We start from the raw sequence: 26,368 nt of genomic DNA, 5'->3' as shown, positions 1-26,368 counted from the left end.
GACCGCCCTCGCGGTCGCGCGTTCAACCCCGACGGGGACACTTCAGCACAGGAAAGCGGGAAGCAGTTGACCAAGACGGTCCTCACCTCCGACATCCCGGCGTTCGTCGGCACCGGACGGCCACCGTTCGAAGCCCGGGCGATCCACGAGCTGGTCGCCGAACAGGCGGCGCGGGCCCCGCACGCGCCCGCCGTCACCTGCGACGGACGGACCCTGACCTACCAGCAGCTCAACGACCGCGCCAACCGGCTCGCCGGGCGACTGCGGGCGGCCGGACTGGCGCAGGAGGACGTCGTCGGCGTGCTGGTGCCCCGGTCGCCGGAGCTGATCGTGGCCCTGCTCGCCGTCCTCATCGCGGGCGGGGCCTACCTCGGGCTCGAACCGGACGACCCGGCGGGCCGCCACGCGCTGCTGCTCGAGGACGCCGGCGCGGGCATGGTGATCACCGAGGAGGCCCGGCGGGGGCGGCTGCCCGGCACCGTCGTCACGGTGACGGAGGGCGGCCCGGTGCGGGAGCCGGCCACCGGGCCGGCGGCACCGGTCCGCCACGGCGACCCGGACCGGCTCGCCTACGTCAGCTACACCTCCGGCTCCACCGGCGAGCCCAAGGGCGTCGGCGTGCCCCACCGGGCGATCGACCGGCTCGTCCGGGGCGCGGACTGGGTGGACGTCCGGGCCGAGGACGTCTTCTTCCACCTCGCGCCGGTCGCGTTCGACGCGTCCACGTTCGAGATCTGGGCCCCCCTGGTCAACGGCTGCCGACTGGTCCTCTTCCCTCCGGTCGCCATCACGCTGGAGCACGTGGCGCGCGTCATCCGGGCCGAGCGCGTGACGGTCCTGCTGCTGACCACCGGGCTCCTCCACCAGATGGTGAGCTCCCACCCGGAGGCGTTCGCCCACGTGCGGCACGTCCTCACCGGGGGCGACGTGGCCTCGCCGGGCCACGTCCAGCACCTGCTGGCCCGCCACCCGGAGCTGCTCTTCACCAACGGCTACGGACCGACCGAGAACACCACGTACACGACCTGCTGGACCAGCAGCACCCTCCCGGAGCTGCGGAGCGTGCCGATCGGCCGCCCGATCAGCGGCACCAGGGTCGCCGTGCTCGACGACGAGCTCAGGCCGGTGCCCGTCGGCGAGTGCGGGGAGCTGTACGTGGCCGGTGCGGGCCTGGCCCGCGGCTACCTGGGCCGCCCGGCCGCGACCGCCGAACGGTTTCTGCCCGATCCGTTCGGCACCGAGCCGGGGGCCCGGATGTACCGGACCGGCGACCTCGTGCGCTGGCTGCCGGACGGCACGCTGGAGTTCGTCGGCCGCGCGGACGACCAGGTCAAGGTCCAGGGCTACCGCGCCGAACCGCGCGCCGTCGAGGTCGAGTTGGAGCGGCTCCCCGGCGTGCGGCACGCGGTCGTGCTGCCGCAGCCCGATCCGGCGGGCGGCACCCGGCTGCTGGCCTACGTCGTGCCCGCGGAATCCGGACCGGAGAGCAACGCCGACCTCGGCCGGCGGCTGCGCCACGAACTACGGGACAGGCTGCCGGACTACCTGATCCCCTGGGCGATCCTCGTCCGCCCCGAACTGCCGGTGAACCGCAACGGGAAGATCGACCGCCGGGCCCTGCCCACCGCCACCCGGGTACCGCGCAACGTGCCCAACGAGTTCGTCCCGCCCCGCACCGAGGTGCAGACGCGACTGGCCGACCTGTGGGGCGACGTCCTCGGCATCGAACCGGTCGGTGTCGACGACGACTTCTTCGACCTCGGCGGACACTCCCTGCTGGCCACCGACCTCCTGGTCGCCACCCAGCGCGAGTTCGACGTGGACCTCCCCGCGCAGACCCTGTACATGTCGCCCACCGTCGCCGAGCTGGCGACGGCCCTCACCGCGCGGATGCGGACGTCGGGCCCGGGCAGCCCGACGGACGGCCCGGTTGGGGGCCCGGCCGACCCGGCGGGGGTTCCGGCCGACGCGGCGGGGGAGGAGCAGCCCCGATGACGGCGGTTCCCCCGACCACGCGCTGCCCGGTCCTCGCCCCGCAGCCGGTCGACCTGATCGACCCCGACCTCTACCACGCGGGCGGGGCACACGAGGCGTGGCGACGGCTACGCCGCGAAGCCCCGGTGAGCTGGCAGCCGGTCGGCGACATCGGCTACTGGTCGATCGTCGGCTACGCCGAGGCCAACCGGGTCCTCCGCGACCACGCCGCGTTCACCTCCGAACAGGGCACCCTGCTCAACCTCCTCGGCAAGGGCGACCCCGCCGGCGGCCGCCAGATGGCCGCGACCGACCCGCCCCGGCACGCGCACCTGCGCGGCCCGCTGCAGCAGGCGCTGTCGATCAAGACGGTGGAGAACGACCGGGAGGCCATCCGCCGGGTCGTGGTCGAGCTGCTCCGGCCGTTGGCCGACGGCGGCCCGTACGACTTCGCCGCCGCCATGGCCACCCTGCCGATGGCGGTGATCGGCACCATGATGGCGCTACCGCGACAGGACTGGCCGCGGCTGGTCCGGCTCGCCCACGCCTGCATCGCCGCGGACGACCCGGAGTTCCAGCTCGCCGACGGCCCCCGGACCACCCTCGTGACCGCCCACCGCGAACTGTTCGCCTACTTCCAGGACCTCGTCACCGAGCGCCGGCGCGCACCGGGTGACGACCTGGTCAGCGTGCTGCTCACGATGGAACTGGACGGACGCCGACTGTCGCCGGGCGAGATCGTGTCCAACTGCTACAGCCTGCTGCTCGGTGCGACCGTCACCACCGCCCAGCCACCCGTCGCGGCGATGGCCGAACTGGCCGGGACGGGGGTCCTGGACGACTGGGCGGCCCACCCGGAACTGCTCGGCAGCGGCGTGGAGGAGGCACTGCGATGGGCGTCGCCCACCCAGCACTTCATGCGCCACGCCACCCGCGACGTCGAGGTCCGGGGCGTGCCGATCCCTGCGGGGGACGCGGTCGTCGTCTGGCTGGCGTCGGCCAACCGCGACGAGAGCGTGTTCGCCGACCCGTACACCTTCGACATCCGACGGCGGCCCAACAAGCACATCGCCTTCGGCGTCGGCGCGCACTACTGCATCGGACACACCGTCGCACGGGTGGCCCTGCGGATCCTGTTCGCCGAACTGCTCGGCCGGTTCACCGGGTTCGAGCTCGCCGGGACGCCGCGGCGGATGCGCTCGAACGTCATCGCGGGCTTCACGCACCTGCCGATCACCGCGCGGACCCGGTAGGAGCCGGCGCCACGGCCCTGTCACCGCGGCTGCCTTCATTGCCGCCGAACCCGAGAAGAAACCCCACACGGAAGGTCATCAGTGGACGCTCCGACGGCCCGTACCCGCAACAAGTGGTTCCTGCGCGAGCCGTCGCCGGTGGCACCGGCGCGGCTGTTCTGCCTGCCCTACTCCGGGTGCGGTGCGAGCATGTACCGCCAGTGGCCGTCATCTGTCGACGGCGTCGAGGTCTGCCCCGTGCAGCCGCCCGGCCGGGAGAACCGGATGCGCGAGCCCGCCCACACCACCTACGAGGCGCTGGCCGACGACCTCTGCGAAGCGCTGCGCCCCTACCTGGACCGCCCCTACGCCCTGTTCGGCCACTGCGGGTCCGCGCTGGCGGCGTACGAGACCGCCGTACGGCTGGTCCAGCGGGGCTGCCCCGCCCCGACCAGGCTGTTCGTCTCCTCCGAGGTCGCGCCGCAGGACGGCCCCTACGGCCGCTTCCTTGGCATGAGCGACGAGGAGCTGGCCGCCGAACTGCGCGGGCTCGTCGCGGAACTGGGCGGCACCCTGGAACCGAGCCTGCTCGCGCTCTACCTCGGCGTCCTGCGCAACGACGTCGACATGAACAAGCGGTACCACGTCGCCGAGCCGGTCCGGCTGCCGTGCCCGGTCACCGCCATCGGCTGGACCGAGGACACGGGCATCGCGCCGTCCCTGATGGCCGGATGGTCGGCCTGCGGCGAGACGGCCTTCGAACTCCTGGAAGGGGGCCACTACCGCTTCATCGAGGCACCGGCGGAACTGCTGGCGCTCCTGATCGCGGACCTGACGCCCACCCGCTCCCGCACGTCCTGACACCGGACCCGTCCGGGCCTCCGGCCTTCGAGGCCCGGGACGGATCGACGGGCACCCGCGGCGATCGATACACGTGCCGCGGCTGACCGGCGCCGGCGCGAAGCGCTTCGCCGTGGCGGGCGCGGCGTCCGGCGAGGGCCTGGCTGTTGGTGGCGGCCGCGGTGCGGGCGGTGGCGTTCTCCTGGTCGGCCTTCTCGGCGAGGCCATGGCGAACTGGTCCCAGGGGCCGCGGTGGTTGAGGACGGCCTGCTCCTGGCGGCCGATGGCGGCCGCGAGGGCAGGGTCGACGAAGGCGACCGCAGGAACCTGACGCCTGATCAGATGAACCGCCACAGGTGGTCGCTGGTGCCGTTGTCGTCCCAGAGCACGGCCTGCGCCCCCCAGGCGGTGGAGGCGCCGGAGATGCCGAGGACGCGGCCGCTGTTGGCGCACTGGATCCTGAACGTGTCGCCACCGCCGTGGCGCAGGCGCCACCGGTGGTCGGCGGCGCCGTTGTCGGCCCACTGGACGATCCGGGTGCCGTTGGCGGTGCCGCCGTTCTCCACGGCGAGGACCTTGCCGCTGTTGGAGTTGCGCAGGCGCAGGTAGCCGCCGGTGTCGAGGACGGCCGACCAGAGGTGGTCGGCGGTGCCGTTGTCGTCCCACTGGACGGCGAGGCCGCCGTCGGCGGTGGACATGTTCTGGACGCCGAGGACCTTGCCGCTGTTGACGTTCTGGATCCGCCTGGCGCCGACGGGGGCGAACTGCCACTGGGCGGCGGCACCGCTGCCGGGCAGCTGTACGGCAGCGGCGCCCTGGGCGGTGGAGCCGCCGGCGATGCCGAGCAGCTTGCCGGTGTGGACGTTCTGGAACTCGTGGTAACCGTTGCCGGCGTCGACGACGGTCCACCGGTGGTCGGCGGTGCCCGTGTCGGCCCACTGGAGGATCGGGGCGTTGTCGGCGGTGGACATGTCCTTCACGCCGAGGACCTTGCCGCTGTTGACGTTGCGCAGCCGCAGTGCGGTGCCGTCGACGACGAGGGCCCAGTTATGGTCGGCGGTGCCGGTGTCGGGCCACTGCAGGGCGAGGCCGCCGTCGGCGGTGGACATGTCCTGGATACCGAGGACGAGTCCGCTGGCCGCGTTGACCAGGTGGAAACCCACGCCGTCGGTCCGCCAGTAGACGGTGTAGTTGAAGCCCTGGGCGTCGTGGAACGGGCCGAGGCCGACCGTCGCCCCGTTGGCGGTGGCCGTGAAGGCGAGGGCGGTGCTGCTGGTCCGGGTGATCGTGGTGGGGTCCAGGGCGGGGAGGGCGGACAGCGCGGTGCTGCCGTAGTTGCCGGCCAGGACGGTGGGGCCGTAGGTGATCGCCGCGACACCGGGGCTGTCGGCGGTGGCCTGGAGCGCCACCCGCATGGGGAGCTTCACGGTGACGGTGTCGCCGGAGACCCAGGACCGGGTGAGGGTGGCGTACGTGCCCGGGGTGACCGCGACGCTCTGCGCGACGCCGTTGACGCTGACGCTGGCACCCGAGGTCCATCCGGGGATGCGGACGCGCATGGACCACGTCCCGCCGGCACTGCCGGTGACCGTGAGCGTCGTGGTGTCCTCGGCCGGGAAGGCGGTGGTCTGGGTGACGGTGATGCCCCGCTGGGTCCAGTTCAGGACGGACGGGAGGAACAGGTTCACCGTCAGGGTGGTGCCGTCGTGGAAGTAGATGGAGTCCATCAGCTTGGTGTTGGACTCGATGCCCGTTCCCTGGCAGCACCAGAACGTGCCGTAGTCGGTGCTCCAGGTGCTGCCGCCCCAGGCCGGGCCCTTGCCTCGGCGGCCGCCCGGGTTGAGGGAGGTGAAGTACGTGATGTGGCCGTGCGGGTCGGCCGGGTTTTGGGCGCCGATGACGTGGTTGAGCAGCGCCTTCTCGTAGAAGTCGAAGTACGAGGCCCGGTCCGGGCTCAGCTGCCACAGCTCCCGGGTCAGCTTGAGCATGTTGTAGGAGTTGCAGAGCTCGCAGGTGTCGTCGGTGAGGTAGCCGGAGATGGCGTTCGCGGGCCGGAAGTGTTCGGCCTGGCTGTTGCCGCCGATGGCGTAGGTGTGCGAGCCGGTGGTGATCGTCCAGGCGTTGGCGGCGATGTCACGGTAGCGGGTCGTTCCGGTGGCCTTGTACTCGCGGACGGCTCCGATCCACTTGGGCACCTGCGTGTTGGCGTGCAAGCCGTTGAGCTGGTCCAGGTTCGCGGCGAGCGGGTCGAAGACCGCGGCGTGGTCGAACCGCTGAGCGGTGGTCAGCCAGCGTGCGTCACCGGTCCGCTGGTAGAGGTCGGCCAGCACCTCGTTCATGCCGCCGAACTCGGTGCGCAGCATCGACTGCATCGCGCCGTAGGTGAGCGCGGCGGTGCGGCGGTCGACCCAGCCGGCGAGTGCGAGGAGCACGTCGCGGGCCTGGGTGCTGCCCAGGAGGCGCCACACGTCGAGCAGACCGGCCATGGTCTTGTGGACGCAGTAGTACGGGACGTTGCCGTTGCTCAGGTTGCCCGCTTCGAGCTTGGCGAAGTCGGACTCGGGGAAGCCCGACAGGTAGCCGGCGGAGAAGCCCGCGGCAGCGTTGTTGGCCTGGCACTTGGCGAGTTCGGCCACCATCCGGTCGGCCTTGTCGCGGCAGGTGGTGTCCCCGAGCGCGGCGGCGGCCTGGGCCCACGCCGAGAGGAAGTGGCCCTGCACGTGGGTGCGGAAGGGGAACCCCGGGTCGTCCCAACCGCCGTTCGTGGCAGCGGCGTTGGTGGACAGCCGGTGGTTCGCGCGGAAGTTGTACAGCAGACGGTCGACGTCGACGAAGCGAAGGTAGGCCAGGGTGCGGTTCTGGTTGTCGAGCCATCGGCCGCCGGTGAGCCGGACCTGGCCCAGCTCGAACGGGACCGTCGACACTCCGACGTCGGACCTGGCCGGGGGCGTCTGCGCGGCAGCGGGCACGGGATCGAGGACGGGGCCGGCGGCTGCGGCCACGGCCGCGACGCCGGTCGCCTTGAACACGGCACGGCGGCTGAAGGGGTGAGCCGGCATGGCGAACTCCACGGTGCGTGAGAGGAGGAAAGTGGGCGTGCGGAGGCCAAGGAAGCGTGGTGCGGCGCCCGCCGGTGACAAGAGTGTTAGCGCTCACAATTGGCGTGTCAATGCTTTCGACGGCAGCGCCGGCAAGGCCGTCCCCCACTCCGCGCGCTCCCGCTCCGCCCCCCTCGGAGGCAGTCGGACGGCAGCGTGCGCGATGCGCCGTCGTCCCCCCTCGCCCTCCTCCACGGCGTCAAGGCGCCCCGCCGCCTCCCCCGCACACGCCGGAACGGAACCGTCCGGACCGCCCCGCGCACCGACGGCGGGTCCATCGGCGCGGCGTTCATCACGATCAGGTTTCAGCCACCGGCTCAGGGCTTGCCCTGAGGGCTTGTAATCGATTCCAATCATGTCCACACATCGATGTAATCGATTCCACGAGGAGGTGGGGCGGCTGTGACGAGCATCAAGGACGTCGCCGCGGAGGCAGGTGTGTCCGTCGCCACCGTCTCGCGTGTCCTGAATGAGCACCCTTCGGTGAGCGAGGACGCGAGGGCGCGGGTACTGGCCGCCGTCGCGTCGCTCAGGTACCGGCCCAACGCCGTGGCGCGGTCGCTGCGTACCGATCAGACCCACACCCTGGGCCTCGTGATCAGCGACGTGCTGAATCCGTACTTCACCGAGCTCGCACGGTCCGTGGAGGAAGAGGCGCGGGCGCTGGGGTACAGCGTGATCATCGGGAACGCCGACGAGCGGCCGGAACTGCAGGACCACCACGTACGGACGCTTCTGGACCGCCGTATCGACGGGCTCCTGGTCTCGCCCACCGACGGCGGGTCGCCGCTCATGCTGGACGCCGCCCGGGCCGGGACACCGATGGTGTTCGTGGACCGGTGGATCCCCGGCGTCGACGTGCCGGTGGTGCGGGCGGACGGGCGGGGTGCCGTGCGGGATCTCGTCGCGCACCTGCACCGGCTGGGGCACCGGCGGCTGGCGATCATCGCCGGGCCGGCGGCCACCACGACCGGGCAGGAGCGCGTGGAGGCGTTCCGCGAGGCGCTGGAGGAGTGCGGCCTCGACCTGCCGGAGCAGTACATCGGCCAGGGTGACTTCCAGGCCGACAGCGGCCGGCGGGCGACCGAGCGGTTCCTCGACCTCACCGAGCCCCCGCAGGTCGTGTTCGCGGCGGACAACCTGATGGCGCTGGGCGCCCTGGACGCCGTACGCGCCCGTGGTCTGCGGGTGCCGGAGGACATCGCGCTCGCCGCGTTCGACGACATCCGCTGGTTCGTGCACACGGACCCGCCGATCACCGCGATCGCCCAGCCCACGGGCGAGCTGGGCCGGGCCGCCGTGCGCGCGCTCGTGGACCGCATCGAGGGGCGGGCGCCGCGATCCGTGACGCTGCCCGCCCGTCTCGTCGTTCGCCGCTCGTGCGGCGAGAACCCCGCAACGAACAGGAGCCAGTCGTGAGCGACGCGGACGAGTTGCTGCGCATCGAGGGCATACGGAAGTCCTTCCCCGGGGTGGTTGCGCTGGACGGCGTCGACTTCGACCTGCGGCGGGGCGAGGTCCATGTGCTGCTCGGTGAGAACGGTGCGGGAAAGAGCACCCTGATCAAGATGCTCTCCGGTGCCCACACACCCGACGAGGGCCGCGTCCTGGTCGGTGGTGAGGAGGTCCGCATCCATGGTGCACAGGACTCCGCGCGGCTCGGGATCGCCACCATCTACCAGGAGTTCAACCTCGTCCCCGATCTGACGGTCGCCGAGAACATCTTCCTGGGGCGCCAGCCGCGCCGGTTCGGGATGATCGACCGGAAGAGGATGGAGGCGGACGCCTCGGAGCTTCTGGAGCGCGTCGGCGTCAACGTGTCGCCCCGCGCGCGGGTGCGCGAACTCGGCATCGCGCGCCTGCAGATGGTCGAGATCGCGAAGGCGCTGAGCCTGGACGCGCGGGTTCTGATCATGGACGAACCGACGGCCGTGCTGACCTCCGAGGAGGTCGAGAAGCTGTTCGTGATCGTGCGCAGGCTGCGCGAGGACGGCGTCGGGATCGTCTTCATCACGCACCACCTGGAGGAGATCGCCGCCCTCGGGGACCGGGTCACGGTCATCCGGGACGGCAGGTCGGTCGGCCAGGTGCCCGCCTCCACGCCGGAGGAGGAGCTCGTACGGCTGATGGTGGGCCGGTCCATCGAGCAGCAGTACCCGCGCGAGCGGGCTGTCCCGGGCAGGGCGTTGCTGTCCGTGGAGGGACTGTCCCGGGACGGTGTCTTCCACGACGTCAGCTTCGAGGTGCGGGCCGGCGAGGTCGTCGGCGTCGCGGGGCTGGTCGGGGCGGGTCGCACCGAGGTGGTCCGGGCCGTCTTCGGGGCCGACCCGTACGACCGCGGCACGGTCCGCGTCTCCGGGGCTTCGCTGAAGCGGCACGACATCGGCGCCGCCATGACCGCGGGAATCGGGCTGGTGCCCGAGGACCGCAAGGGTCAGGGGCTCGTGCTCGACCAGTCGGTCGAGGAGAACCTCGGACTCGTCACGCTCAAGTCCGCCACCAGAGCCGGAGTCGTCGACCTCAAGGGCCAGCACGACGCCGCGGCGCGGATCGCCGGGCAGCTCGGCGTACGGATGGCCGGGCTCGGTCAGCAGGTGCGCACACTGTCCGGGGGCAACCAGCAGAAGGTCGTCATCGGCAAGTGGCTCCTGGCCGACACCAAGGTGCTGATCCTCGACGAGCCCACCCGCGGCATCGACGTCGGCGCCAAGGTCGAGATCTACCAGCTCATCAACGAACTGACGGCGGCCGGGGCCGCCGTACTCATGATCTCCAGCGATCTGCCCGAGGTGCTCGGCATGAGCGACCGGGTGCTGGTGATGGCCCAGGGCCGGATCGCGGGCGAGTTGTCCGCCGACGAGGCCACGCAGGACGCGGTCATGTCGCTGGCCGTGAGCATTCCCACTACCGAACTGGAGGCCCCCCGTGGCCGCTGAAACGCTCAAGAGCGGTACGGGCGCCGGTGGCGCCGCGACGTTGCGCCGTCTGCTGCTCGACAACGGCGCGCTGACCGCGCTGATCGTCCTCGTCATCGCCATGTCGGCGCTGTCGGGCGACTTCCTCACCACCGACAACCTGCTCAACGTCGGCGTCCAGGCGGCCGTGACCGCCGTCCTCGCCTTCGGCGTCACCTTCGTGATCGTCTCGGCGGGCATCGACCTGTCGGTCGGTTCGGTGGCCGCGCTGTCGGCGACCGTGCTGGCGTGGAGCGCCACGGCGCACGGAGTGCCGGTGGTCCTCGCGGTGCTGCTGGCGCTGGCGACGGGTGTGGCCGCCGGCCTGGTGAACGGCTTCCTGATCTCGTACGGCAAGCTGCCGCCGTTCATCGCGACGCTCGCGATGCTGTCGGTGGGGCGCGGTCTGGCACTGGTGATCTCGGACGGATCGCCGATCGCGTTCCCGGCCTCGGTCTCCCACCTGGGCGACACGCTCGGCGGGTGGCTGCCGGTGCCGGTGCTCGTCATGGTGGCCATGGGGCTGATCGCGGCGTTCGTCCTCGGCCGTACGTACATCGGCCGCTCGATGTACGCCATCGGCGGCAACGAGGAAGCGGCCCGGCTCTCGGGTCTGCGGGTGCCCCAGCAGAAGCTCGCGATCTACGCGCTGTCCGGTGTGTTCGCCGCGGTCGCCGGTATCGTCCTGGCCTCCCGGCTCTCCTCCGCGCAGCCGCAGGCCGCCACCGGGTACGAGCTGGACGCCATCGCCTCCGTCGTCATCGGCGGCGCCTCCCTCGCCGGGGGTACGGGCAAGGCCTCGGGGACGCTGATCGGCGCGCTCATCCTCGCGGTGCTGCGCAACGGGCTGAATCTGCTGAACGTCTCCGCGTTCTGGCAGCAGGTCGTCATCGGTGTCGTCATCGCGCTGGCGGTGCTGCTCGACACGGTTCGGCGCAAGGCCGGAGCCGCTCCCACGGCGATCGGGGCGCCCGGCGGTGGAAGGGGCAAGCAGGTCGCCACGTACGGACTCGCGGCCGTCGTAGCGGTCGCGGTCGTGGGTGCGACGTCGTTCCTGCACGACGATCCGAAGTCCGGCAGCCAGAAGATCGGCCTCTCGCTCTCCACGCTCAACAACCCGTTCTTCGTGCAGATCCGGTCGGGTGCGCAGGCCGAGGCGAAGGAGCTGGGGGTGGACCTGACGGTCACCGACGCGCAGAACGACGCGTCGCAGCAGGCCAACCAGCTGCAGAACTTCACCAGTTCGGGGCTCGGGGCGATCGTCGTCAATCCGGTGGACTCCGACGCGGCGAGCAACCCCGTGATGGCCGCGGGCAAGGCGAAGATCCCGGTCATCGCCGTCGACCGCGGCGTCAACAAGGCCGACGTGAACGCGCTGGTCGCCTCCGACAACGTCGCCGGCGGTGAGCAGGCGGCGAAGGCCGTCGCGGACAAGCTCGGTGGCAGCGGGAAGATCGTGATCCTCCAGGGACTGGCCGGTACCTCCGCCGCGCGCGAGCGGGCCGAGGGCTTCGCCAAGGGACTCGAGGCGTACCCGGGGATCGAGGTCGTCGCGCAGCAGCCGGCCGACTTCGACCGGACCAAGGGGCTCGACGTCATGTCGAACCTGCTCCAGGCGCACCCGGACGTCCAGGGCGTCATCGCCGCGAACGACGAGATGGCGCTCGGCGCGGTGAAGGCGCTCGGGTCCAAGGCCGGGGAATCCGTGCAGGTCGTCGGCTTCGACGGAACTCCCGACGGGCTGAAGGCGGTCGAGCAGGGGACGCTGTACGCGTCCGTGGCCCAGCAGCCGTCGCAGCTGGGGAAGATCGCCGTGGACAACGCGGTCAAGGCGATCAAGGGTGAGAAGGTCGAGGAGACCATCAAGGTGCCGGTGAAGGTGGTCACGAAGGAGACCGTGGCCGGGTTCAGCGGCTGAGACGGCAGAGGGGTGGCCGGAGTGCCCGCGGAAGCGGGGCTCCGGCTGCCCTGTTCCGGATTTCCTGATTGGGGAGTTTCATGTACGACTACGACGTCTTGGTCGTCGGGTCGGCCAACGTCGATCTCGTGATCGGTGTCGAGCGCAGGCCCGGGGCCGGAGAGACGGTGCTCGGGTCGGACCTCGCCGTCCATCCCGGCGGCAAGGGGGCCAACCAGGCGGTCGCGGCCGCGCGGCTCGGGGCGCGCACAGCGCTGCTTGCGCGGGTCGGGGACGACGAGAACGGGCGGCTGCTGCTGGAGTCGCAGCGGAACGCGGGGGTCGACACGGAGGGCGTCCTGGTGGGCGGGGCCCCGACCGGCGTCGCGCTGATCACCGTCGACCCGTCGGGGGACAACAGCATCGTGGTGTCGCCCGGTGCGAACGGGCGGCTCACACCGGAGGACGTCCGGGCCGCCGGGCCCCTGTTCCGCGCCTCGCGGGTGGTCTCGGCGCAGTTGGAGATCCCCTTGGAATCGGTCGTGGAGGTCGTGCGGCAGCTGCCGTCCGGCACGAGGTTCGTGTTGAACCCTTCTCCGCCGCAGGCGCTGCCGGCCGAGGTCCTGGCGGCCTGCGACCCGCTGATCGTCAACGAGCACGAGGCCCGGGTGATCCTGGGCGGCGGGACCATCGGCGACGATCCCGCCGAATGGGTGCGGAAGTTGCTCGCGAGCGGGCCCGAATCGGTCGTGGTGACGCTCGGTTCGGAGGGCGCGCTGGTCGCGTCCGCCGAGGAGGAGGTCGTGCGGGTCGCGTCGGTGAAGGTCGACGCCGTCGACACGACGGGTGCCGGTGATTCCTTCACCTCCGCGCTGGCCTGGAAGCTGGGTGCGGGGGCCTCGCTCGCGGAGGCCGCCGCGTACGCCGCCCGGGTGGGCGCCGTCGCCGTGACGCGGCGGGGGGCCCAGGAGTCGTTCCCCACCGCCGAGGAGGTCGAGGCGCTGTGAAGAAGCGCGGGATTCTGAATCGCCACCTCGCCGGAGCCGTCGCCGAGTTGGGACACGGTGACCAGGTCCTCGTGTGTGACGCGGGGATGCCCGTTCCGGACGGGCCCCGGGTGGTCGACCTCGCCTTCCGAGCGGGGATTCCGTCGTTCGAGGACGTCCTGGCCGGGCTCCTCGACGAGTTGGTGATCGAGGGCGCCCTCGCGGCGCAGGAGGTGCGGGAGGCGAACCCCGCCGCGGACGGGCTGCTGACCGGCTCCTTCGCCGAACTGGCGTACGTGCCGCACGAAACGCTGAAGGAGCTGAGCGCGGGGGCGCGCCTGGTGGTGCGGACCGGGGAAGCCCGGCCGTACGCGAACGTGCTGCTGCGGTGCGGAGTGTTCTTCTGACCGATGGCGTCAGGACGACTTTCGAAGGCGTCGTGGCCCCGGCGCCCGCCGCGTTCCAGCCCGCCGCGGAGTCCGCCCGGGTGGGCGGCTCAGTGGCTCGCGGCGTCGCGCAGCCGCTCGGCGGCGGCCTCGGGGCTCACGTCGGTGACGAAGGCGTCGAGTCCGGACTCCACCCCCGCCAGGTACTTGAGCTTGCCGGGCGCGCGCCGGACGGTGAACAGCTCCAGGTGCAGGGCGAGTTCGTCGCCGCCGTCCTTCGGGGCCTGGTGCCAGGCGGAGATGTACGGGGTCCGGTTCGGCGCGGAGCCGGCCGGCGCGGGGAACAACCGGTCGAAGCGGCGCAGCAGGTCGAGGTAGAGGCCGGGGAACTCGGCGCGCTGCGCCTCGTCCAGCGCGGTGAGGTCGCGCACCCGCCGGTTGGGGTAGAGGTGGACCTCGTACGGCCAGCGGGCGGCGAACGGCACGAAGGCGGTCCAGTGTTCGCCCTGGAGCACCAGCCGCTCGGGGGTGGCCCGTTCCGTGGTGAGCAGGTCCTCGAAGAGGTTGCGCCCGGTGTTCGCCCGGTGCGCCTCGGCCCGGGTGATCATCCGGGCGGTGCGGGAGGGGACGAAGGGGAAGGCGTAGATCTGGCCGTGCGGGTGGGCCAGGGTGACGCCGATCTCCTCGCCGCGGTTCTCGAAGCAGTACACCTGCCGGACCTCGGGCAGGGCGGACAGTTCGGCCGTGCGGTCGGTCCAGGCGTCCAGCACCAGGCGGGCCCTGGACTCGTCCAGGTCGGCGAAGGAGGCGTCGTGGTCCGGGGCGAAGCAGACCACCTCGCACCGGCCGTTGCCCGGCCGCAGGATGTGCAGGGGGTCGTCGTCGTGGGCCTGGACGTGCGCGGCCGAGTCGAGGGCGAGCGAGGGGAAGCGGTTCTCGAACACGACGACCTCGTAGCCGTCCGCCGGGACCTCGCTCAGGCGCCCCTCCCGGGAGGGGCACAGCGGGCACTCGCCGGCCGGCGGGTGGTAGGTCCGCTGCTGGCGGTGGGCGGCGACCGTCACCCACTCGCCGAGCACCGGGTCGAGCCGGGTCTCGGAGAGGCTCGCGGCGGGTTCGAGCGGGCGCTCGTCCACGGCGGCGCGGACCGCCCCCGGCTCCCGGTCGTAGTAGAAGAGCTCACGGCCGTCGGCCAGCTCGGTCGCGGTCTTGTGCACCGCCGTACTCCTTATGCGTGGGACGTCGGCGCGCTGTGCCGATCTTCAACAGAATCAAACATGTTCGATCGCTTGTCAACAGACGTAGACCTGAAGAGCGATAAACCGGCGCCTGTGGCACACCTCATCCGAGTCAAAGATGCTGGTGTTGACCGGGGGCGGCAATCGTGTTTGATTATGTCGAAATCGGCGCCTGCCCATCAGTGGTAATCCTGCGGGGGCCGGTACGACACGCGCGCGACGCTCGGGAGCCGAACAGATGATCGACAAGGCCGCCATCGACTTCGAGGCCGTCCACGGCGCCCGGCCGAGCGGCGTGTGGGCCGCGCCCGGCCGAGTGAACCTGATCGGCGAGCACACCGACTACAACGACGGCTTCGTGCTGCCGATCGCCCTCCCGCACACCGTCAGGGTCACCGCCCGGCGCCGCGAGGACGCCCGGGTGCGGCTGTACAGCGCCCAGGGCGACGGCACCGTCACCGAGCTCGTGCTCGACGGCCTGGCCCCCGGCGTGGTCACCGGCTGGGCCGCCTACCCGGCCGGCGTGTTCTGGGCCCTCGCCGAGGCCGGACACCAGGTCGGCGGCGCCGACCTGTACTTCGACAGCGACGTGCCGGCCGGCGCCGGACTCTCCTCCTCCGCGGCCCTGGAATGCGCCACGGCCGCCGCCCTGAACGACCTGTACGGGCTCGGCCTGACCGCACCGGAGCTGGCGCTGCTCGCCCAGCGGGCCGAGAACGCCTTCGTCGGCGTGCCCTGCGGCGTGATGGACCAGATGGCCTCCGCCTGCTGCACGGAGGGCGCCGCGCTGTTCCTTGACACCCGGACCATGGAGCAGCGGCACGTCCCGCTCGACCTGGAGGCGGCCGGTTTCCGGCTCCTGGTGCTCGACACCCGGGTCAAGCACGACCTCGGCGACGGCGCCTACGCCGCCCTGCGGGCCGGCTGCGAGCGCGCCGCCGAGCTGCTCGGTCTGGACGCGCTGCGCGACCTGCCGACCGCCGGCCTCACCGCCGCCCTGGAGCGCCTTCCCGACGACCTCGCCCGCCTGGTGCGGCACGTGGCCACCGAGAACCGGCGGGTGGCCGAGACGATCGAGCACCTGGACGGCGGCCGGATCGCCGAACTGGGGCCGATCCTGACGGCCGGACACGCCTCGCTGCGCGACGACTTCCGGGTCTCCTGCGAGGAGACGGACCTCGCGGTCGAGGCCGCCGTGGCCGCCGGCGCGCTGGGCGCCCGGATGACCGGCGGCGGGTTCGGCGGCTCCGTCATCGCCCTGGTGGCGACGGCGGACGCGGAACCGGTGGCGAACGCGGTGCGGTCGGCCTTCCGTTCGGCGGGCTACGCCGACCCGGTGGCCTTCACCGCCGTGCCCTCGCCGGGGGCGCGGCGGGTGGCCTGACCGGGCGCGGCAGGCGGCCGCCCGCTCAGCCGGCGGCCGGCACCACGACGAGTTCGCCGACCGTGTCGGCGAGCGCGCTGCGGGCCGCCGCCGGAAGGGCGTCGTCGGTGATGAAGCAGTCGACCTCCGTCAGGGCCGCGAAGCTGCTCAGGCCGACGACGCCCCACTTGGTGTGGTCGGCGACCACGACGGTGCGGCGGGCGGAGGCGATCAGCGCCCGGTTGGTCTGGGCCTCCGCCAGATTGGGCGTGGTGAGTCCGGCCTGCTCGCTGACGCCGTGCACGCCGAGGATGAGCAGGTCGACGTGGAGGGTGCGGATCGTCTGGTCCGCGAGAGCCCCCACCAGGGCCGCGGAGCGAGTGGGCGCCCCACCGGTCAACAGCAGCGACGGGACGGTCTCCTTCCCCTCGCTCTCCGCCGCCCACAGCAGGTCCGCGATCCGCAGGGAGTTGGTGACGACCGTCAGCCGCGGGATCTCCAGCAGCCGGGAGGCGACGGCGTAGGTGGTGGTGCCGGCGGACAGCGCGACCACGCTGCCGGGCTCCACGAGCTGTGCCGCCGCGTCCGCCAGGGCGGCCTTGGTGCTCTCCTCCAGCTCGGACTTGACCTCGAAGCCGGGTTCGTACGTGCTCGCGGTCCCGACCGCGATGGCACCGCCGTGCACCTTCTGCACGGCGCCCTGGCGCACCAGCGCGTCCAGGTCGCGACGGATCGTCATGTCCGACACGCCGAACTGCTCGACCAGCTCGGCGACGCGCACCGCGCCGGCCTTGCGGATGGCCTCCAGGATCAGCGCCTGGCGTTGCGGGGCGAGCAAACTCTGATCAGCCACGGAGGCCCTTTCGATCGAACGGGTGCCTGGTCGCTCCCGCTTCCTTCCGGTGGGTCGGCCCTGTCACGGTCGTGGACGGAGCGCGTGCGACGGCTCCGGGCGGGCCGGGGCGGCCGGAGCGTCCGCGTCGACGACCGGGCCGCGTCCGTTCGCGACACGGATCAGTATCCCAGGGCGCCGCCGGTGCCTCCCACGTCCCGTCGGGTAGCCCGTGGGACGGGCCCCTGCCGTACCGGCCCGGGAAGCACGGAACCGCCGGTGCCGCCGGCAGCCCGGGCCGTCGGCCGGCCACCGTCTGACCCGCCGTCGCGGGCGACGGCCGGCCCGCCGGTGGCACGTGGGGCGGGGGAACGCGCAGGGCCTCCCGGAGACCGGGAGGCCCTGCCCTCATGCCCTACGCGCGGACGCCGGCCGGTCAGGCCTTGCGGATGTCGTAGGCCACGCCGCTGCCGTAGCAGTAGCTGCTGGGGTGGTAGCTGGAGACCACCCACCCGGCGGGCAGGGGAGAGAAGGAGCACATGGTGGCGGAGGTCTGCGTGGTGATCTTGAAGAGGCCGTAGCCGACGCCGGTGCCCAGGCAGTTGCCGCTGCTGTACGAGCTCGTGACGATCCACCCGGCGGGGATCGGCGTCATGGAGCACGCGGCGGCGCTGGTGTCGTTGGCCACGTTGTGCAGGCCGTAGCCGACGCCGGTGCCGAGACAGTTGCCGCTGCTGTACGAGCTCGTGACGATCCACCCGGCGGGGACCGGCGTCATGGAGCACGCGGCGACGTTGGTGTCGTTGGCCACGTTGTGGAAGCCGTACGCGACGCCGCTGCCCGCGCAGTTGCCGCTGCTGTACGAGCTCGTGACCACCCACCCGGGCGGCTTGGGGGAGAAGGAGCAGATGACCAGGTTGGTCTGGCCCGCCGTGTCGGTGATCCCGTACGCGACGCCGCTGCCCGGGCAGCTGGCGCTGCTGTACGAGCTCGTGACCACCCAGCCGTTCGGGATCGGGGAGAAGGAGCAGATGGTCGTGCTGGCGGTGACCTGCTGCGGGGCCGCGTGCGCCTGCGCGCCGGCGGCGGTGACCACGCCCAGGATCAGCAGCACGAGTGTCACCAGGTGCGAGGTTCGGGTCCGTAACGTCTTCATGGCAGGCCTCGGGTCTTCTCTCGACGACGCTCAACGACAGCTCTGTGCAAGTGAAGTGAACGGCGGCACACGGATCGTTCACGACGGCTGAGATGCTGTCAGAGATCGTCCGGGCGCGCCAGAGTGCGGCGGGTGACTTCCTCAAGAGCGAGTGCGCGGCTGGTCCGGGCCAGGAATGTGACGGCCGGCTGCGCCTGATCGTGGCCCGCCCCGGCGGGTGCCCGAGTCAAGCGTCTTGCCTGTGGCCCGCAGGCCGTGCCGGGGCGCGGCCGGGACAACCCGACCGTTCGTCGTCGGGAGGCCCGGCCTTCGCGCAGCAGCCCGAAGCCGACGCACTCCTGCCTGTGCCGGTGCTGACGCCGCGGAGTCCTGTACGGCGATGTCGACGTACGCGTTCTCCGCCGGCTGGTCGGCCTCGTCCTCCTTGGGCAGGCCGAGGTCGCCGCACTGGTTGGCCGGTGCGCTCAGCGCGAGGGCGAGCGCGTCGCCCATCCAGGCCGCTGGCGGATCCGTCCTGCTCTGGACGACGTCCGCCGACCCGCTGTTCGCGCACTGGTTGTCGTGCGCGCTGTTGCCCGCCGTGGGGCCAGGAACCTGTCGCCGGGATGAATGCTGTCGGTAATGCGGGATATGAGAGGGATTGCGGGGCTGATCCACACCCCGCACCGCTTCGACGATCATCGATGAGGAGAGCAGCCATGGGACACGGCGGCAATGTGATCAACGAGCTGATGACGGACCACCGGGAGGTGGAGGAACTGTTCGCCCGGATCCAGGCGCTGCCGGCGGGCGACGAACGGCGCCGGGAGGTGGCGGACGAGTTCACCATCGAGCTGGTGCGCCACTCGGTGGCCGAGGAACAGCATCTCTACCCGGCCGTGCGCGAACACGTGCCGGGCGGGGACGCGCTCGCGGACAAGGAGATCGCCGACCACGAGACGGTGGAGAAGCTCCTCAAGGACCTGGAGGGCGTGGACTGCGGTGACGCCCGCTTCGGCGTCCTGGTCGACCGGGTCGTCTCCGAGGTCACGGCCCACATCCAGGACGAGGAGCGGAACCTGTTCCCCGCGCTGGCCGAGGTCTGCCCGCCCGAGCAGCTCGACGAGCTCGGCGACCGGATCCGCCGGGCCAAGAAGCTCGCCCCGACCCGCCCCCATCCGAACGCCCCCGACAACAAGCTGCTGGCCGCCGGCACCGGGCTGGTCGACCGCGCCCGCGACCTCGTCACCGGACGCGGCAGGTCCTCCTGACACCCGACGGGCCGATTCCGGAGAGAAGGAGGACCGCTGTGAGCGTCCCCGAGCGTGACGACGACCCCGAGGTGTCCGACGAGACGCGCGAGCGCTCGTCGCGGCAGCGCGACATCACCGCTCCCACCCCGCCCGACGTCCGCACCGAAGGGCAGGACGAGGAGGAGCCGGAAGCACCGGCAGCCGACACCCGAGCCCCGTGACCGCAGGACGCTGCCCCGGCTGTGCTGGCCGCAGCCGGGGCAGCGTCCTGCGGTTCCGACGGCACCTCCGGAGCTCTCTCGTCCCGCCCAGGTGACCGACTCTCCGCTACGCGGGGTGTCCGGCGTCGACGTCCTGGACGTCCCGGAAGGTCAGCGAGCTGCCGCTCGACACGGCCTCGGTATCGAGCGGTTCGAGGAGGAAACCCACGTGGTCGCCCCAGTCCGCCCGGTCGAGGACACGGCCGGCGAACCAGGCCATCGCGCCCGTCAGCACCGGGACTCCGTACGGTCCCGCCTCCCATGCGGCGACCGCGAACTTGTCGACGTCGTCACCCGTGCGACCGCCGAACAGCTCGGCGAGATCATGTCGCCGAGTCGGAAGCAGATGGACCACCAGCACCCGCGATCGTGACGCGACGGCATAGGTACGGTTCGCTTTGGAGATCCACACGGCGAAGCGCGGCGGGTGGATCGAGCACTGGCCGGCGAAGCCGACCAGACACCCCGCGTGCTCCTGCCCAGCCGTCGCGGTGACGACGTACACCGGGTAGTCCAACAGCGCGGCGAATGCGTCGAACCGGCCCATGGTGCTGCTCCTTCCGTCGGGTCCGGCGAGTCGTTGCAGGGAGCGGCGGGACCTCACGGCCGGTCGTCGCGGCGTGGCGAGACCGCTGCCTCCCCGCCTCTCAGGTCTCATGCGGTCCTCGAGGCCGGAGGTGGTCACGCAACATGACGAGGGCTCGCAGGACCGCGGCGCGCTGGACCGCGTGGCGGTCGCCGTCGGCGTCGATCCGGGTGGAGCAGGAGTGGTCCGCCGCGGCGAAGGCGATGTACACGGTCCCGGGGTCGTGCCCGTCCTGCGGCGAAGGGCCTGCGACGCCGGTGGTGGCGAGGCCGTAGGTCGCCCTCATGAGGCCCCGGACCCCGTCCGCCATCTGCTCGGCGACGCGCGCGTCCACAGGTCCACGGGCGTCCAGCAGGGCCCGGTCCACGTGCAGGACGTCCGCCTTGACGTCGGTCGCGTAGGCGGTGACCGACCCGCGGAAGACCTCGGAGGCTCCCGGGGCCTCGGTCAGCGTCAGCGCGAGCAGGCCGCCGGTGAGCGACTCCGCGGCGGCCACCGTGCTGCCCGCCGCGGCGAGGGCCGCGTGCAACTGCCGCGCGAGATGAGCGCACTTCTCATGGGGCGCCGAACTCATTCTTCCTCCGTGCTGTCCGCGAAGGCCCCTGGCGCCGAGCGCCGCCAGGAGAACGGATCCGCGGCTGCCCGCCGGAACGAGGCCGGAGCCGACTCCGGCGGGCAGCGGGGCGGTCACCGCGTCTCGCCGGCCGCCCGTTGGAGGGCCGTCCGGGCGAAGTGCAGGAAGTCGGCGGCGGCCAGGGCGGACAGGGTGGCGGTGGCCAGGCGCGTCGCCCTCGGCGCGAAGAGGGTGCCGGCAGTGATGCCGGTGGCGATCCACAGGCCGGTACAGAAGGGGCAGCTGAGCAGTTCGCCGATCGCCTTCCGGGCGCCGGTGCCGCGCACCTCCTCCTTCAGCTCGGCCGGGCCGGTGGTGCCTTCGAAGCGGGTGAACGGTGCGCGCAGCGGGCTGGTGACCGGGTCCTTGGCGAGCAGCCGGCCGAGCTGATGGGTTGCCAGCGCGCTCAACGCCACGTCCCACGGCCTCGGATCCGGCATTTTCCTGCCAGAGACCCCTGCGGCGACGGAAACGCCCGCGACGGTGGTGGCGAAGGCGCCCATGAGACCGGTGTAGGCGGCCAGCGGGCGGTCCGCGTCCCCGGCGTAGGCGCGGGCCTCGTGGTGCAGCCGCTCGTGCAGCGAGCTCCGCAGTGCGGTGGGTGACTTCACGGAATCCTCCTTGCGCGGTGGCGGGCGGCGGGGACCGCCCCTGCGGCCAGCCGGAGACGCGCCGGGGGATCCGCGGGTAGCCGGGCCGGATCTCTGCCAGGTGGCGCGCCGTGACCCCGCACAGCCCCTGGCAGAGCCGGTCCCGGGGCCGCCCGCGGCCCGTTGATGCCGTCGCCCGGGTGGGCGAAGACGTGCTCGACCTCCCACTCCCGAAGCCGCTGCGGCAGGTAGTCGGCAACCTTCATCCCTGTCCTCCTGGTGGTGGCCGTCGGGTGCGGCGGGGTTCGAGCCCGTACGCCGGCGCGGCTAACCGCCGGCGGCGGGCTCGAAACCCGCGCACCGGCGGTTGCCGGGTGCCGTGGCCGGGTTCGCGGGCCGTGGCGGAAGTATCGCGAAGGCTCGCCCCGGCGCCGTGCAGGCGTGCCCGTGGGGGTGCGGCCGGTAGCCCGCTCGGGGCACGACGCGGGCGGCTCGTGCCGCCCGGGGGTGCTGCCCGGAGGCTGTTGCGGGGGCCGGGTCGGCTTGTCCCGTTATGGGCCGGGTCGTCGGGGCAGACGGGTGGTACCGGGAAGTGGAGGCGACCAGGGAGGTGATCCGCGGTGCTGCTGTTGTGGCTGGGAGTGCTCGGCGGGTACGGGATCGGGGCCGTGGTGACGGCCCGGACTGTCTTCGAGCGCGGCCGGACCGGGTTTCTCGGTGGCGCGGCGTCCGGCAGGTCGCTCGCGGAGTTCGAACGCAGGGAACGCCAGCACCTCGAGGCGATCGCCCTGTGCTCCGGCGCGCTGTGGGTGGCCGCTGTCCCCTTACTGCTCCTCAGGCGGTTGGTGACCAGGTGGGCCCTCGCACGGACCGGCTGCCACGGCGGGAGTCCGCAGCAGGTCCGTGACCGCATCGACGAGTTGGAGCGCGCTCTGGGTGTCGGCGCCTACGCCACCGACGACGCACAGCGATGCCAGAGCTGAGCCGCCACCGCTTCGCCGTGCCGTGGCGCGGCAGGTGAGCGGCCCCCGCTGGTGTGCGGGCCGGCCCGCTCTCGGTATCGATCACGGTGATTACTCGGCGGGGTTGCGGTTATACGACCGGGCGGTTGGCGATCGTCGATATCGAAGGGAGTCTGCCATGGCGGACATCTCGCGCTTGCCCGGAGCTTCCTCGCACCTTTGGGACTGGCAGCTTCACGGCTCGTGCCGTGAAGCCGACAACGCGCTGTTCTTTCCCCCCGCGGGCGAGGGCGGCGCCGCCCGCGCGGCACGCGAGAGGGCGGCCAAGGCCGTCTGCGCCGACTGCCCCGTCCGCACGGAGTGCCTCCGCCACGCGCTGCAGACGCGCGAACCCTACGGTGTGTGGGGCGGACTCACCGAGGACGAGCGGCACCGGCTCCTGGTACCCCGTCCCCACCGTGTCACGGCGGCCGTCGCCTGACGGGACGCTCCCGCAGCGCCCGTTCGGGCTCGGGCGCTCCGCCACGCAGCCCGACGCCGGCCGAGCGCCCTGGAGCAGCGCCCGGCCGGCCGATCCGAACGCCCGTCAGCAGACGCCGGCCCGGGCGCTATGCCGTTCCCTGCCAGGAGTGGGTGCCGAGCAGGGTCTTCACGTCCGAGGCGAGGCCGTTCTCGGGGTTCACCAGGTAGCCGAGCTCGTACAGGGTGTCCTTGTCCCAGTTGGTGGTCAGCAGTCGGACGGGGACGTCGCCGGGGTGAGCCCGGAGGGCGAGTTTCAGCTCGGCGACCGTGGTGGGGGTGATGCGGGCGGCGGGGACGGTGATCTGGACGGGCGGCTTGGTGCCGAGTTCGGCGGAGGACATGTCCAGGGTGGTGATCTCCTGGCCGAAGATGCTCAGCGAACCGTCGCGTTCGTTGAGCCGGCCGCGCGCCGAGATGACGTTGTCCTCGATCATCTGGGCCGACATCAGGTTGTAGGTGGCGGGGAAGAACAGCACCTCGACGGAGGCGTCGCGGTCGGTCAGGGTGATGATCGCCCAGGCGTTGCCCGCCTTGTTGATGCGCCGGTCCACGTTGGTGACCAGACCGGCGAGGCGGACCTCGCCCTCGGTGCGGCCGGAGCCGAGGAGTTCGGCGATGGTGTGGTCGCGGTTGCGGGAGAGGATGTGCTCGGCGCCGTCCAGCGGGTGGCTGGAGACGTAGAGGCCGAGCATCTCCCGTTCCAGGCTGAGGAGTTGCCTGCGCGGCCACTCGCGGTCGGTCAGGTCGAAGTCCAGACCGATGGCCGGGGCGTCGTCGTCGCCGCCCAGGCTGCCGAACAGGTCGTCCTGGCCGATCGCCTGCTGCTTCTTGACGCCCGTCACCGCGTCGATCGCGCTCTCGTGCACGGTGCTCAGGGACAGCCGGGTGTGGCCGAGGGAGTCGAAGGCACCCGCCTTGACGAGCGAGTCGACGGTGCGCTTGTTGCAGACCACCAGCTCGACCTTGTCCAGGAAGTCGGCGAAGGAGGTGTACTTGCCCTTCTCCTCGCGGGTGCGCACCAGGGACTCGATCACGGGCACGCCGACGTTGCGCACGGCCTTGAGGCCGAAGCGGACGTCGCTGCCGACGGCGGTGAAGTCGACCACCGACTCGTTGACGTCGGGGGAGAGGATCTTGATGCCCATCTGCCGGCACTCGGCCAGGTAGACAGCCATCTTGTCCTTGTCGTCGGCGACCGAGGTGAGCAGCGCGGCCATGTACTCGGCCGGGTAGTTGGCCTTGAGGTAGGCGGTCTGGTACGAGACCAGGCCGTACGCGGCGGAGTGCGACTTGTTGAACGCGTAGCCGGCGAAGGGGACCAGGACGTCCCAGACCGCCTGGATGGCCTCGTCGGAGTAGCCGCGCTCCTTGCAGCCCGCGTGGAAGGGCACGAACTCCTTCTCCAGCACCTCCTTCTTCTTCTTGCCCATCGCGCGGCGCAGCAGGTCTGCCTGGCCGAGCGAGTAGCCGGCCAGCACCTGGGCGGCTCGCTGCACCTGCTCCTGGTAGACGATCAGGCCGTAGGTGGGGCCGAGGACGTCCTTGAGCGGTTCCTCCAGCTCGGGGTGGATCGGGATGATCTCCTGCTGCCCGTTCTTGCGCAGCGCGTAGTTGGTGTGGGAGTTCATGCCCATCGGGCCGGGGCGGTACAGCGCGGAGACGGCGGAGATGTCGGCGAACTCGGTGGGCTTCATCAGCCGCAGCAGGGCGCGCATGGGCCCGCCGTCGAGCTGGAACACGCCGAGGGTGTCGCCGCGGGCGAGCAGCTGGTAGGTGATGGGGTCGTCGATCGGGATCTTCTCGATGTCGACGTCGACGCCCCGGTTGGCCTTCACGATCTTGAGGCAGTGATCGATGATGCCCAGGTTCCGCAGCCCGAGGAAGTCCATCTTGATCAGGCCCATGGCTTCGCAGGACGGGTAGTCGAAGCCGGTGATGATCGTGCCGTCCTTGTCCCGCATGTGCAGCGGGATGAGGTCGAGCAGCGGGGTCGAGGAGAGGATGACGGCGGCCGCGTGCACGCCGGTGCCGCGGATCAGGCCCTCGATGCCCCGGCCGGTGTCGATGATCTTCTTGACGTCCGGCTCGTTCTCGTACAGCGCCCGGATCTCGGTGCCCTCGTTGTAGCGGGGGTGCTTCTCGTCGAACAGGTCGGCCAGCGGCACGCCCTTGCCCATGACGTCCGGGGGCATCGCCTTGGTGATGCGGTCGCCCATCGAGAATGGGTAGCCGAGGATGCGGTTGGCGTCCTTCACGGCGGCCTTGGCCTTGATGGTGCCGAAGGTGTTCACCTGGGCCGTGTAGGCGGCGCCGTACTTCTCGGTGACGTAGCGGACCATCTGGTCGCGCTGGCGGTCGTCGAAGTCGATGTCGACGTCCGGGGGGTTGATGCGCTCGGGGTTGAGGAAGCGCTCGAAGAGCAGGTCGTGCTCCAGCGGGTCCAGCTGGGTGATGCCGGTCAGGTAGGCGACCATCGAGCCGGCCGCCGAGCCGCGGCCCGGGCCGACGGGGATGCCGTTGTCGCGCCCGTACTGGCAGATGTCGGCGACCACGAGGAAGTAGGCGTCGAACCCCATCGGGGTGATGACGCCCATCTCCAGCTCGATCCGGTCCAGCACCTCCTGGCCGGGGTTGTCGCCGTAGCGGTGCTTGAGGCCGATCTCGATCTTCTTGCGCAGGTACGAGGCCTGGGTCTCACCCTCGGGCACGTCGAACTGGGGCATCCGGTCGACGTAGGTGAAGACCTCCTCGTACGACTCGACGCGCTCGGCGATCGCCAGCGTGTTGTCGCAGGCCTCCGGCAGCTCGCGGAAGAGCTCGCGCATCTCGGCGGCGGTCTTCACGTAGTAGCCGGTGCCCTGGAACTTGAACCGGTTCGGGTCGTCCTTGTTCTTGCCCACGCCGACGCAGAGCAGGCTGTCGTGGGCGTCGGCCTGGTCGGCGGTCACGTAGTGCGAGTCGTTGGTGGCCAGCAGCGGGATGTCCAACTGCCTGGCCAGGCGCAGTAGGTCCGCGCGGACGTCCTGCTCGATGGACAGGCCGTGGTCCATCAGCTCCAGGAAGTAGTTCTCCTTGCCGAAGATGTCCTGGTACGCGCCGGCTGCCTTCACCGCCTCGTCGTACTGGCCCAGCCGCAGCCGGGTCTGCACCTCGCCCGAGGGGCAGCCGGTGGTGGCGATGATGCCGCCGGCGTTGGCCGCGATCAGCTCGCGGTCCATCCGGGGCTTCATGTAGTAGCCCTCCATCGACGCGAGCGAGGAGAGCTTGAACAGGTTCCGCAGGCCGGTGGCGTTCTGCGCCCACATCGTCATGTGGGTGTAGCGGCCGCCGCCCGAGACGTCCTTGCCGCCCTCGCCGTCGCTGCTGGCCGGGCGCTGGCCGCCCGGGGACCAGAACACCTGCTTCTTGTGGAAGCGGGACCCGGGCGCCACGTACGCCTCGATGCCGATGATCGGCTTCACGCCGGTCTTCGCGGCGGCGTGGAAGAACTCGTACGCGCCGAACATGTTGCCGTGGTCGCTCATCGCGATGGCGGGCATGCCCTGTCTCTCCGCCTCGGCGAAGAGCTTGCCGTTCTTCGCGGCCCCGTCCAGCATCGAGTACTCGGTGTGGACGTGCAGGTGCGCGAAGCTGTCGGACACGGCGCT

21 protein-coding genes and 1 pseudogene are annotated in these 26,368 nt (G+C 71.7%); 13 read left to right on the top strand and 9 right to left on the bottom strand.

The features are described 5' to 3' along the window. Positions 1-66 precede the first annotated feature (66 nt). From ACZ7RU_RS27825 to ACZ7RU_RS27815, 3 genes are all read left to right on the top strand, one after another. Positions 67-1,995 (top strand): amino acid adenylation domain-containing protein, encoded by a 1,929-nt coding sequence (locus tag ACZ7RU_RS27825; protein WP_470343705.1) that lies wholly within the window; start codon positions 67-69, stop codon positions 1,993-1,995. Beyond that, a complete protein-coding gene (locus tag ACZ7RU_RS27820; protein ID WP_470343704.1) occupies positions 1,992-3,227 on the top strand; it encodes a cytochrome P450 in 1,236 nt (411 codons plus the stop codon). Before ACZ7RU_RS27825 ends, ACZ7RU_RS27820 begins: the two co-directional genes overlap by 4 nt. Before the next feature lie 81 nt (positions 3,228-3,308). After that, on the top strand, positions 3,309-4,067 hold the full coding sequence (locus ACZ7RU_RS27815) for a thioesterase II family protein (RefSeq protein ID WP_470343703.1): 759 nt from the start codon (positions 3,309-3,311) through the stop codon (positions 4,065-4,067). 317 nt (positions 4,068-4,384) lie between these two features. Here ACZ7RU_RS27815 and ACZ7RU_RS27810 read toward each other — a convergent pair whose 3' ends face one another. Together ACZ7RU_RS27810 and ACZ7RU_RS27805 are read right to left on the bottom strand one after the other, a co-directional pair. Beyond that, entirely contained in the window at positions 4,385-4,534 is a 150-nt protein-coding gene (locus ACZ7RU_RS27810; protein ID WP_470343844.1) for an RICIN domain-containing protein, read from the bottom strand. A 15-nt stretch (positions 4,535-4,549) separates the two neighbouring features. Continuing rightward, positions 4,550-7,105 (bottom strand): annotated as a pseudogene (locus ACZ7RU_RS27805) (beta-L-arabinofuranosidase domain-containing protein); the annotation flags it as partial. A gap of 441 nt (positions 7,106-7,546) precedes the next feature. On the opposite strand from ACZ7RU_RS27805, the gene ACZ7RU_RS27800 reads away from it, so the two are divergent. The 5 genes from ACZ7RU_RS27800 (at position 7,547) to rbsD (ending at position 13,388) form a co-directional block, all read left to right on the top strand. Further along, positions 7,547-8,563 (top strand): LacI family DNA-binding transcriptional regulator, encoded by a 1,017-nt coding sequence (locus tag ACZ7RU_RS27800; protein ID WP_470343702.1) that lies wholly within the window; start codon positions 7,547-7,549, stop codon positions 8,561-8,563. Continuing rightward, the gene (locus tag ACZ7RU_RS27795) at positions 8,560-10,080 is read left to right on the top strand and encodes a sugar ABC transporter ATP-binding protein (RefSeq protein ID WP_470343701.1); all 1,521 of its coding nucleotides are present in this window, start codon (positions 8,560-8,562) and stop codon (positions 10,078-10,080) included. Before ACZ7RU_RS27800 ends, ACZ7RU_RS27795 begins: the two co-directional genes overlap by 4 nt. Further along, on the top strand, positions 10,070-12,016 hold the full coding sequence (locus tag ACZ7RU_RS27790; RefSeq protein ID WP_470343700.1) for an ABC transporter permease/substrate-binding protein: 1,947 nt from the start codon (positions 10,070-10,072) through the stop codon (positions 12,014-12,016). Before ACZ7RU_RS27795 ends, ACZ7RU_RS27790 begins: the two co-directional genes overlap by 11 nt. 80 nt (positions 12,017-12,096) lie before the next feature. Then, the gene (locus tag ACZ7RU_RS27785; protein ID WP_470343699.1) at positions 12,097-13,002 is read left to right on the top strand and encodes a ribokinase; all 906 of its coding nucleotides are present in this window, start codon (positions 12,097-12,099) and stop codon (positions 13,000-13,002) included. Continuing rightward, on the top strand, positions 12,999-13,388 hold the full coding sequence (gene rbsD / locus ACZ7RU_RS27780) for a D-ribose pyranase (RefSeq protein WP_470343698.1): 390 nt from the start codon (positions 12,999-13,001) through the stop codon (positions 13,386-13,388). The genes ACZ7RU_RS27785 and rbsD overlap by 4 nt, the downstream gene beginning before the upstream one ends. 89 nt (positions 13,389-13,477) lie before the next feature. Here the strand turns inward: rbsD and galT are convergent, their stop codons facing one another. Next, positions 13,478-14,584 (bottom strand): galactose-1-phosphate uridylyltransferase, encoded by a 1,107-nt coding sequence (galT, locus tag ACZ7RU_RS27775; RefSeq protein WP_470343697.1) that lies wholly within the window; start codon positions 14,582-14,584, stop codon positions 13,478-13,480. Between the two features lie 259 nt (positions 14,585-14,843). On the opposite strand from galT, the gene galK reads away from it, so the two are divergent. Beyond that, positions 14,844-15,989: a galactokinase gene (galK, locus tag ACZ7RU_RS27770; protein WP_470343696.1), complete on the top strand. Its 1,146-nt coding sequence runs from the start codon at positions 14,844-14,846 to the stop codon at positions 15,987-15,989. Positions 15,990-16,014: 25 nt separating this feature from the next. Here galK and ACZ7RU_RS27765 read toward each other — a convergent pair whose 3' ends face one another. Further along, positions 16,015-16,821, bottom strand: a complete 807-nt coding sequence (locus tag ACZ7RU_RS27765; protein WP_470343695.1) for a DeoR/GlpR family DNA-binding transcription regulator — start codon at positions 16,819-16,821, stop codon at positions 16,015-16,017. 415 nt (positions 16,822-17,236) lie between these two features. Next, a complete protein-coding gene (locus tag ACZ7RU_RS27760) occupies positions 17,237-17,923 on the bottom strand; it encodes a hypothetical protein (protein ID WP_470343694.1) in 687 nt (228 codons plus the stop codon). A gap of 731 nt (positions 17,924-18,654) precedes the next feature. Here ACZ7RU_RS27760 and ACZ7RU_RS27755 point away from each other — a divergent pair. Together ACZ7RU_RS27755 and ACZ7RU_RS27750 are read left to right on the top strand one after the other, a co-directional pair. After that, positions 18,655-19,206, top strand: coding sequence for a hemerythrin domain-containing protein (locus tag ACZ7RU_RS27755; RefSeq protein ID WP_470343693.1), 552 nt, complete (start codon positions 18,655-18,657; stop codon positions 19,204-19,206). A gap of 38 nt (positions 19,207-19,244) precedes the next feature. Next, positions 19,245-19,409 (top strand): hypothetical protein, encoded by a 165-nt coding sequence (locus ACZ7RU_RS27750; protein WP_470343692.1) that lies wholly within the window; start codon positions 19,245-19,247, stop codon positions 19,407-19,409. A 106-nt stretch (positions 19,410-19,515) separates the two neighbouring features. On the opposite strand, the gene ACZ7RU_RS27745 is transcribed toward ACZ7RU_RS27750, so the two are convergent. From ACZ7RU_RS27745 to ACZ7RU_RS27735, 3 genes are all read right to left on the bottom strand, one after another. Then, positions 19,516-19,995, bottom strand: a complete 480-nt coding sequence (locus ACZ7RU_RS27745) for a flavin reductase family protein (protein ID WP_470343691.1) — start codon at positions 19,993-19,995, stop codon at positions 19,516-19,518. A 100-nt stretch (positions 19,996-20,095) separates the two neighbouring features. After that, positions 20,096-20,608, bottom strand: coding sequence for a CinA family protein (locus ACZ7RU_RS27740; protein WP_470343690.1), 513 nt, complete (start codon positions 20,606-20,608; stop codon positions 20,096-20,098). A gap of 113 nt (positions 20,609-20,721) precedes the next feature. Further along, positions 20,722-21,258 (bottom strand): DUF1360 domain-containing protein, encoded by a 537-nt coding sequence (locus ACZ7RU_RS27735; protein ID WP_470343689.1) that lies wholly within the window; start codon positions 21,256-21,258, stop codon positions 20,722-20,724. A 599-nt stretch (positions 21,259-21,857) separates the two neighbouring features. Here ACZ7RU_RS27735 and ACZ7RU_RS27730 point away from each other — a divergent pair. Together ACZ7RU_RS27730 and ACZ7RU_RS27725 are read left to right on the top strand one after the other, a co-directional pair. After that, the gene (locus ACZ7RU_RS27730; RefSeq protein WP_470343688.1) at positions 21,858-22,220 is read left to right on the top strand and encodes a hypothetical protein; all 363 of its coding nucleotides are present in this window, start codon (positions 21,858-21,860) and stop codon (positions 22,218-22,220) included. Positions 22,221-22,377: 157 nt separating this feature from the next. Then, positions 22,378-22,680 carry a WhiB family transcriptional regulator gene (locus ACZ7RU_RS27725; protein ID WP_470343687.1) on the top strand — a complete coding sequence of 101 codons (303 nt, stop codon included), beginning with the start codon at positions 22,378-22,380 and terminating at the stop codon, positions 22,678-22,680. 127 nt (positions 22,681-22,807) lie between these two features. On the opposite strand, the gene dnaE is transcribed toward ACZ7RU_RS27725, so the two are convergent. Beyond that, positions 22,808-26,362, bottom strand: a complete 3,555-nt coding sequence (dnaE, locus tag ACZ7RU_RS27720; protein ID WP_470343686.1) for a DNA polymerase III subunit alpha — start codon at positions 26,360-26,362, stop codon at positions 22,808-22,810. Between the last annotated feature and the right edge of the window lie 6 nt (positions 26,363-26,368).

This window comes from Kitasatospora sp. NPDC114501 (genome assembly GCF_055633695.1).
Note: the sequence above shows the minus strand (reverse complement) of the source record. Positions and strands in the feature narration are given on the sequence as shown.

What these genes read in the sequence shown, in the direction of transcription:
- ACZ7RU_RS27820 (WP_470343704.1), top strand. Translation starts at nt 1,992, where the DNA reads ATGACGGCGGTTCCCCCGACCACGCGCTGCCCGGTCCTCGCCCCGCAG.
- ACZ7RU_RS27785 (WP_470343699.1), top strand. Translation starts at nt 12,097, where the DNA reads ATGTACGACTACGACGTCTTGGTCGTCGGGTCGGCCAACGTCGATCTC.
- galK (WP_470343696.1), top strand. Translation starts at nt 14,844, where the DNA reads ATGATCGACAAGGCCGCCATCGACTTCGAGGCCGTCCACGGCGCCCGG.
- ACZ7RU_RS27755 (WP_470343693.1), top strand. Translation starts at nt 18,655, where the DNA reads ATGGGACACGGCGGCAATGTGATCAACGAGCTGATGACGGACCACCGG.
- ACZ7RU_RS27745 (WP_470343691.1), bottom strand. Translation starts at nt 19,995, where the DNA reads ATGGGCCGGTTCGACGCATTCGCCGCGCTGTTGGACTACCCGGTGTAC.
- ACZ7RU_RS27740 (WP_470343690.1), bottom strand. Translation starts at nt 20,608, where the DNA reads ATGAGTTCGGCGCCCCATGAGAAGTGCGCTCATCTCGCGCGGCAGTTG.
- ACZ7RU_RS27725 (WP_470343687.1), top strand. Translation starts at nt 22,378, where the DNA reads ATGGCGGACATCTCGCGCTTGCCCGGAGCTTCCTCGCACCTTTGGGAC.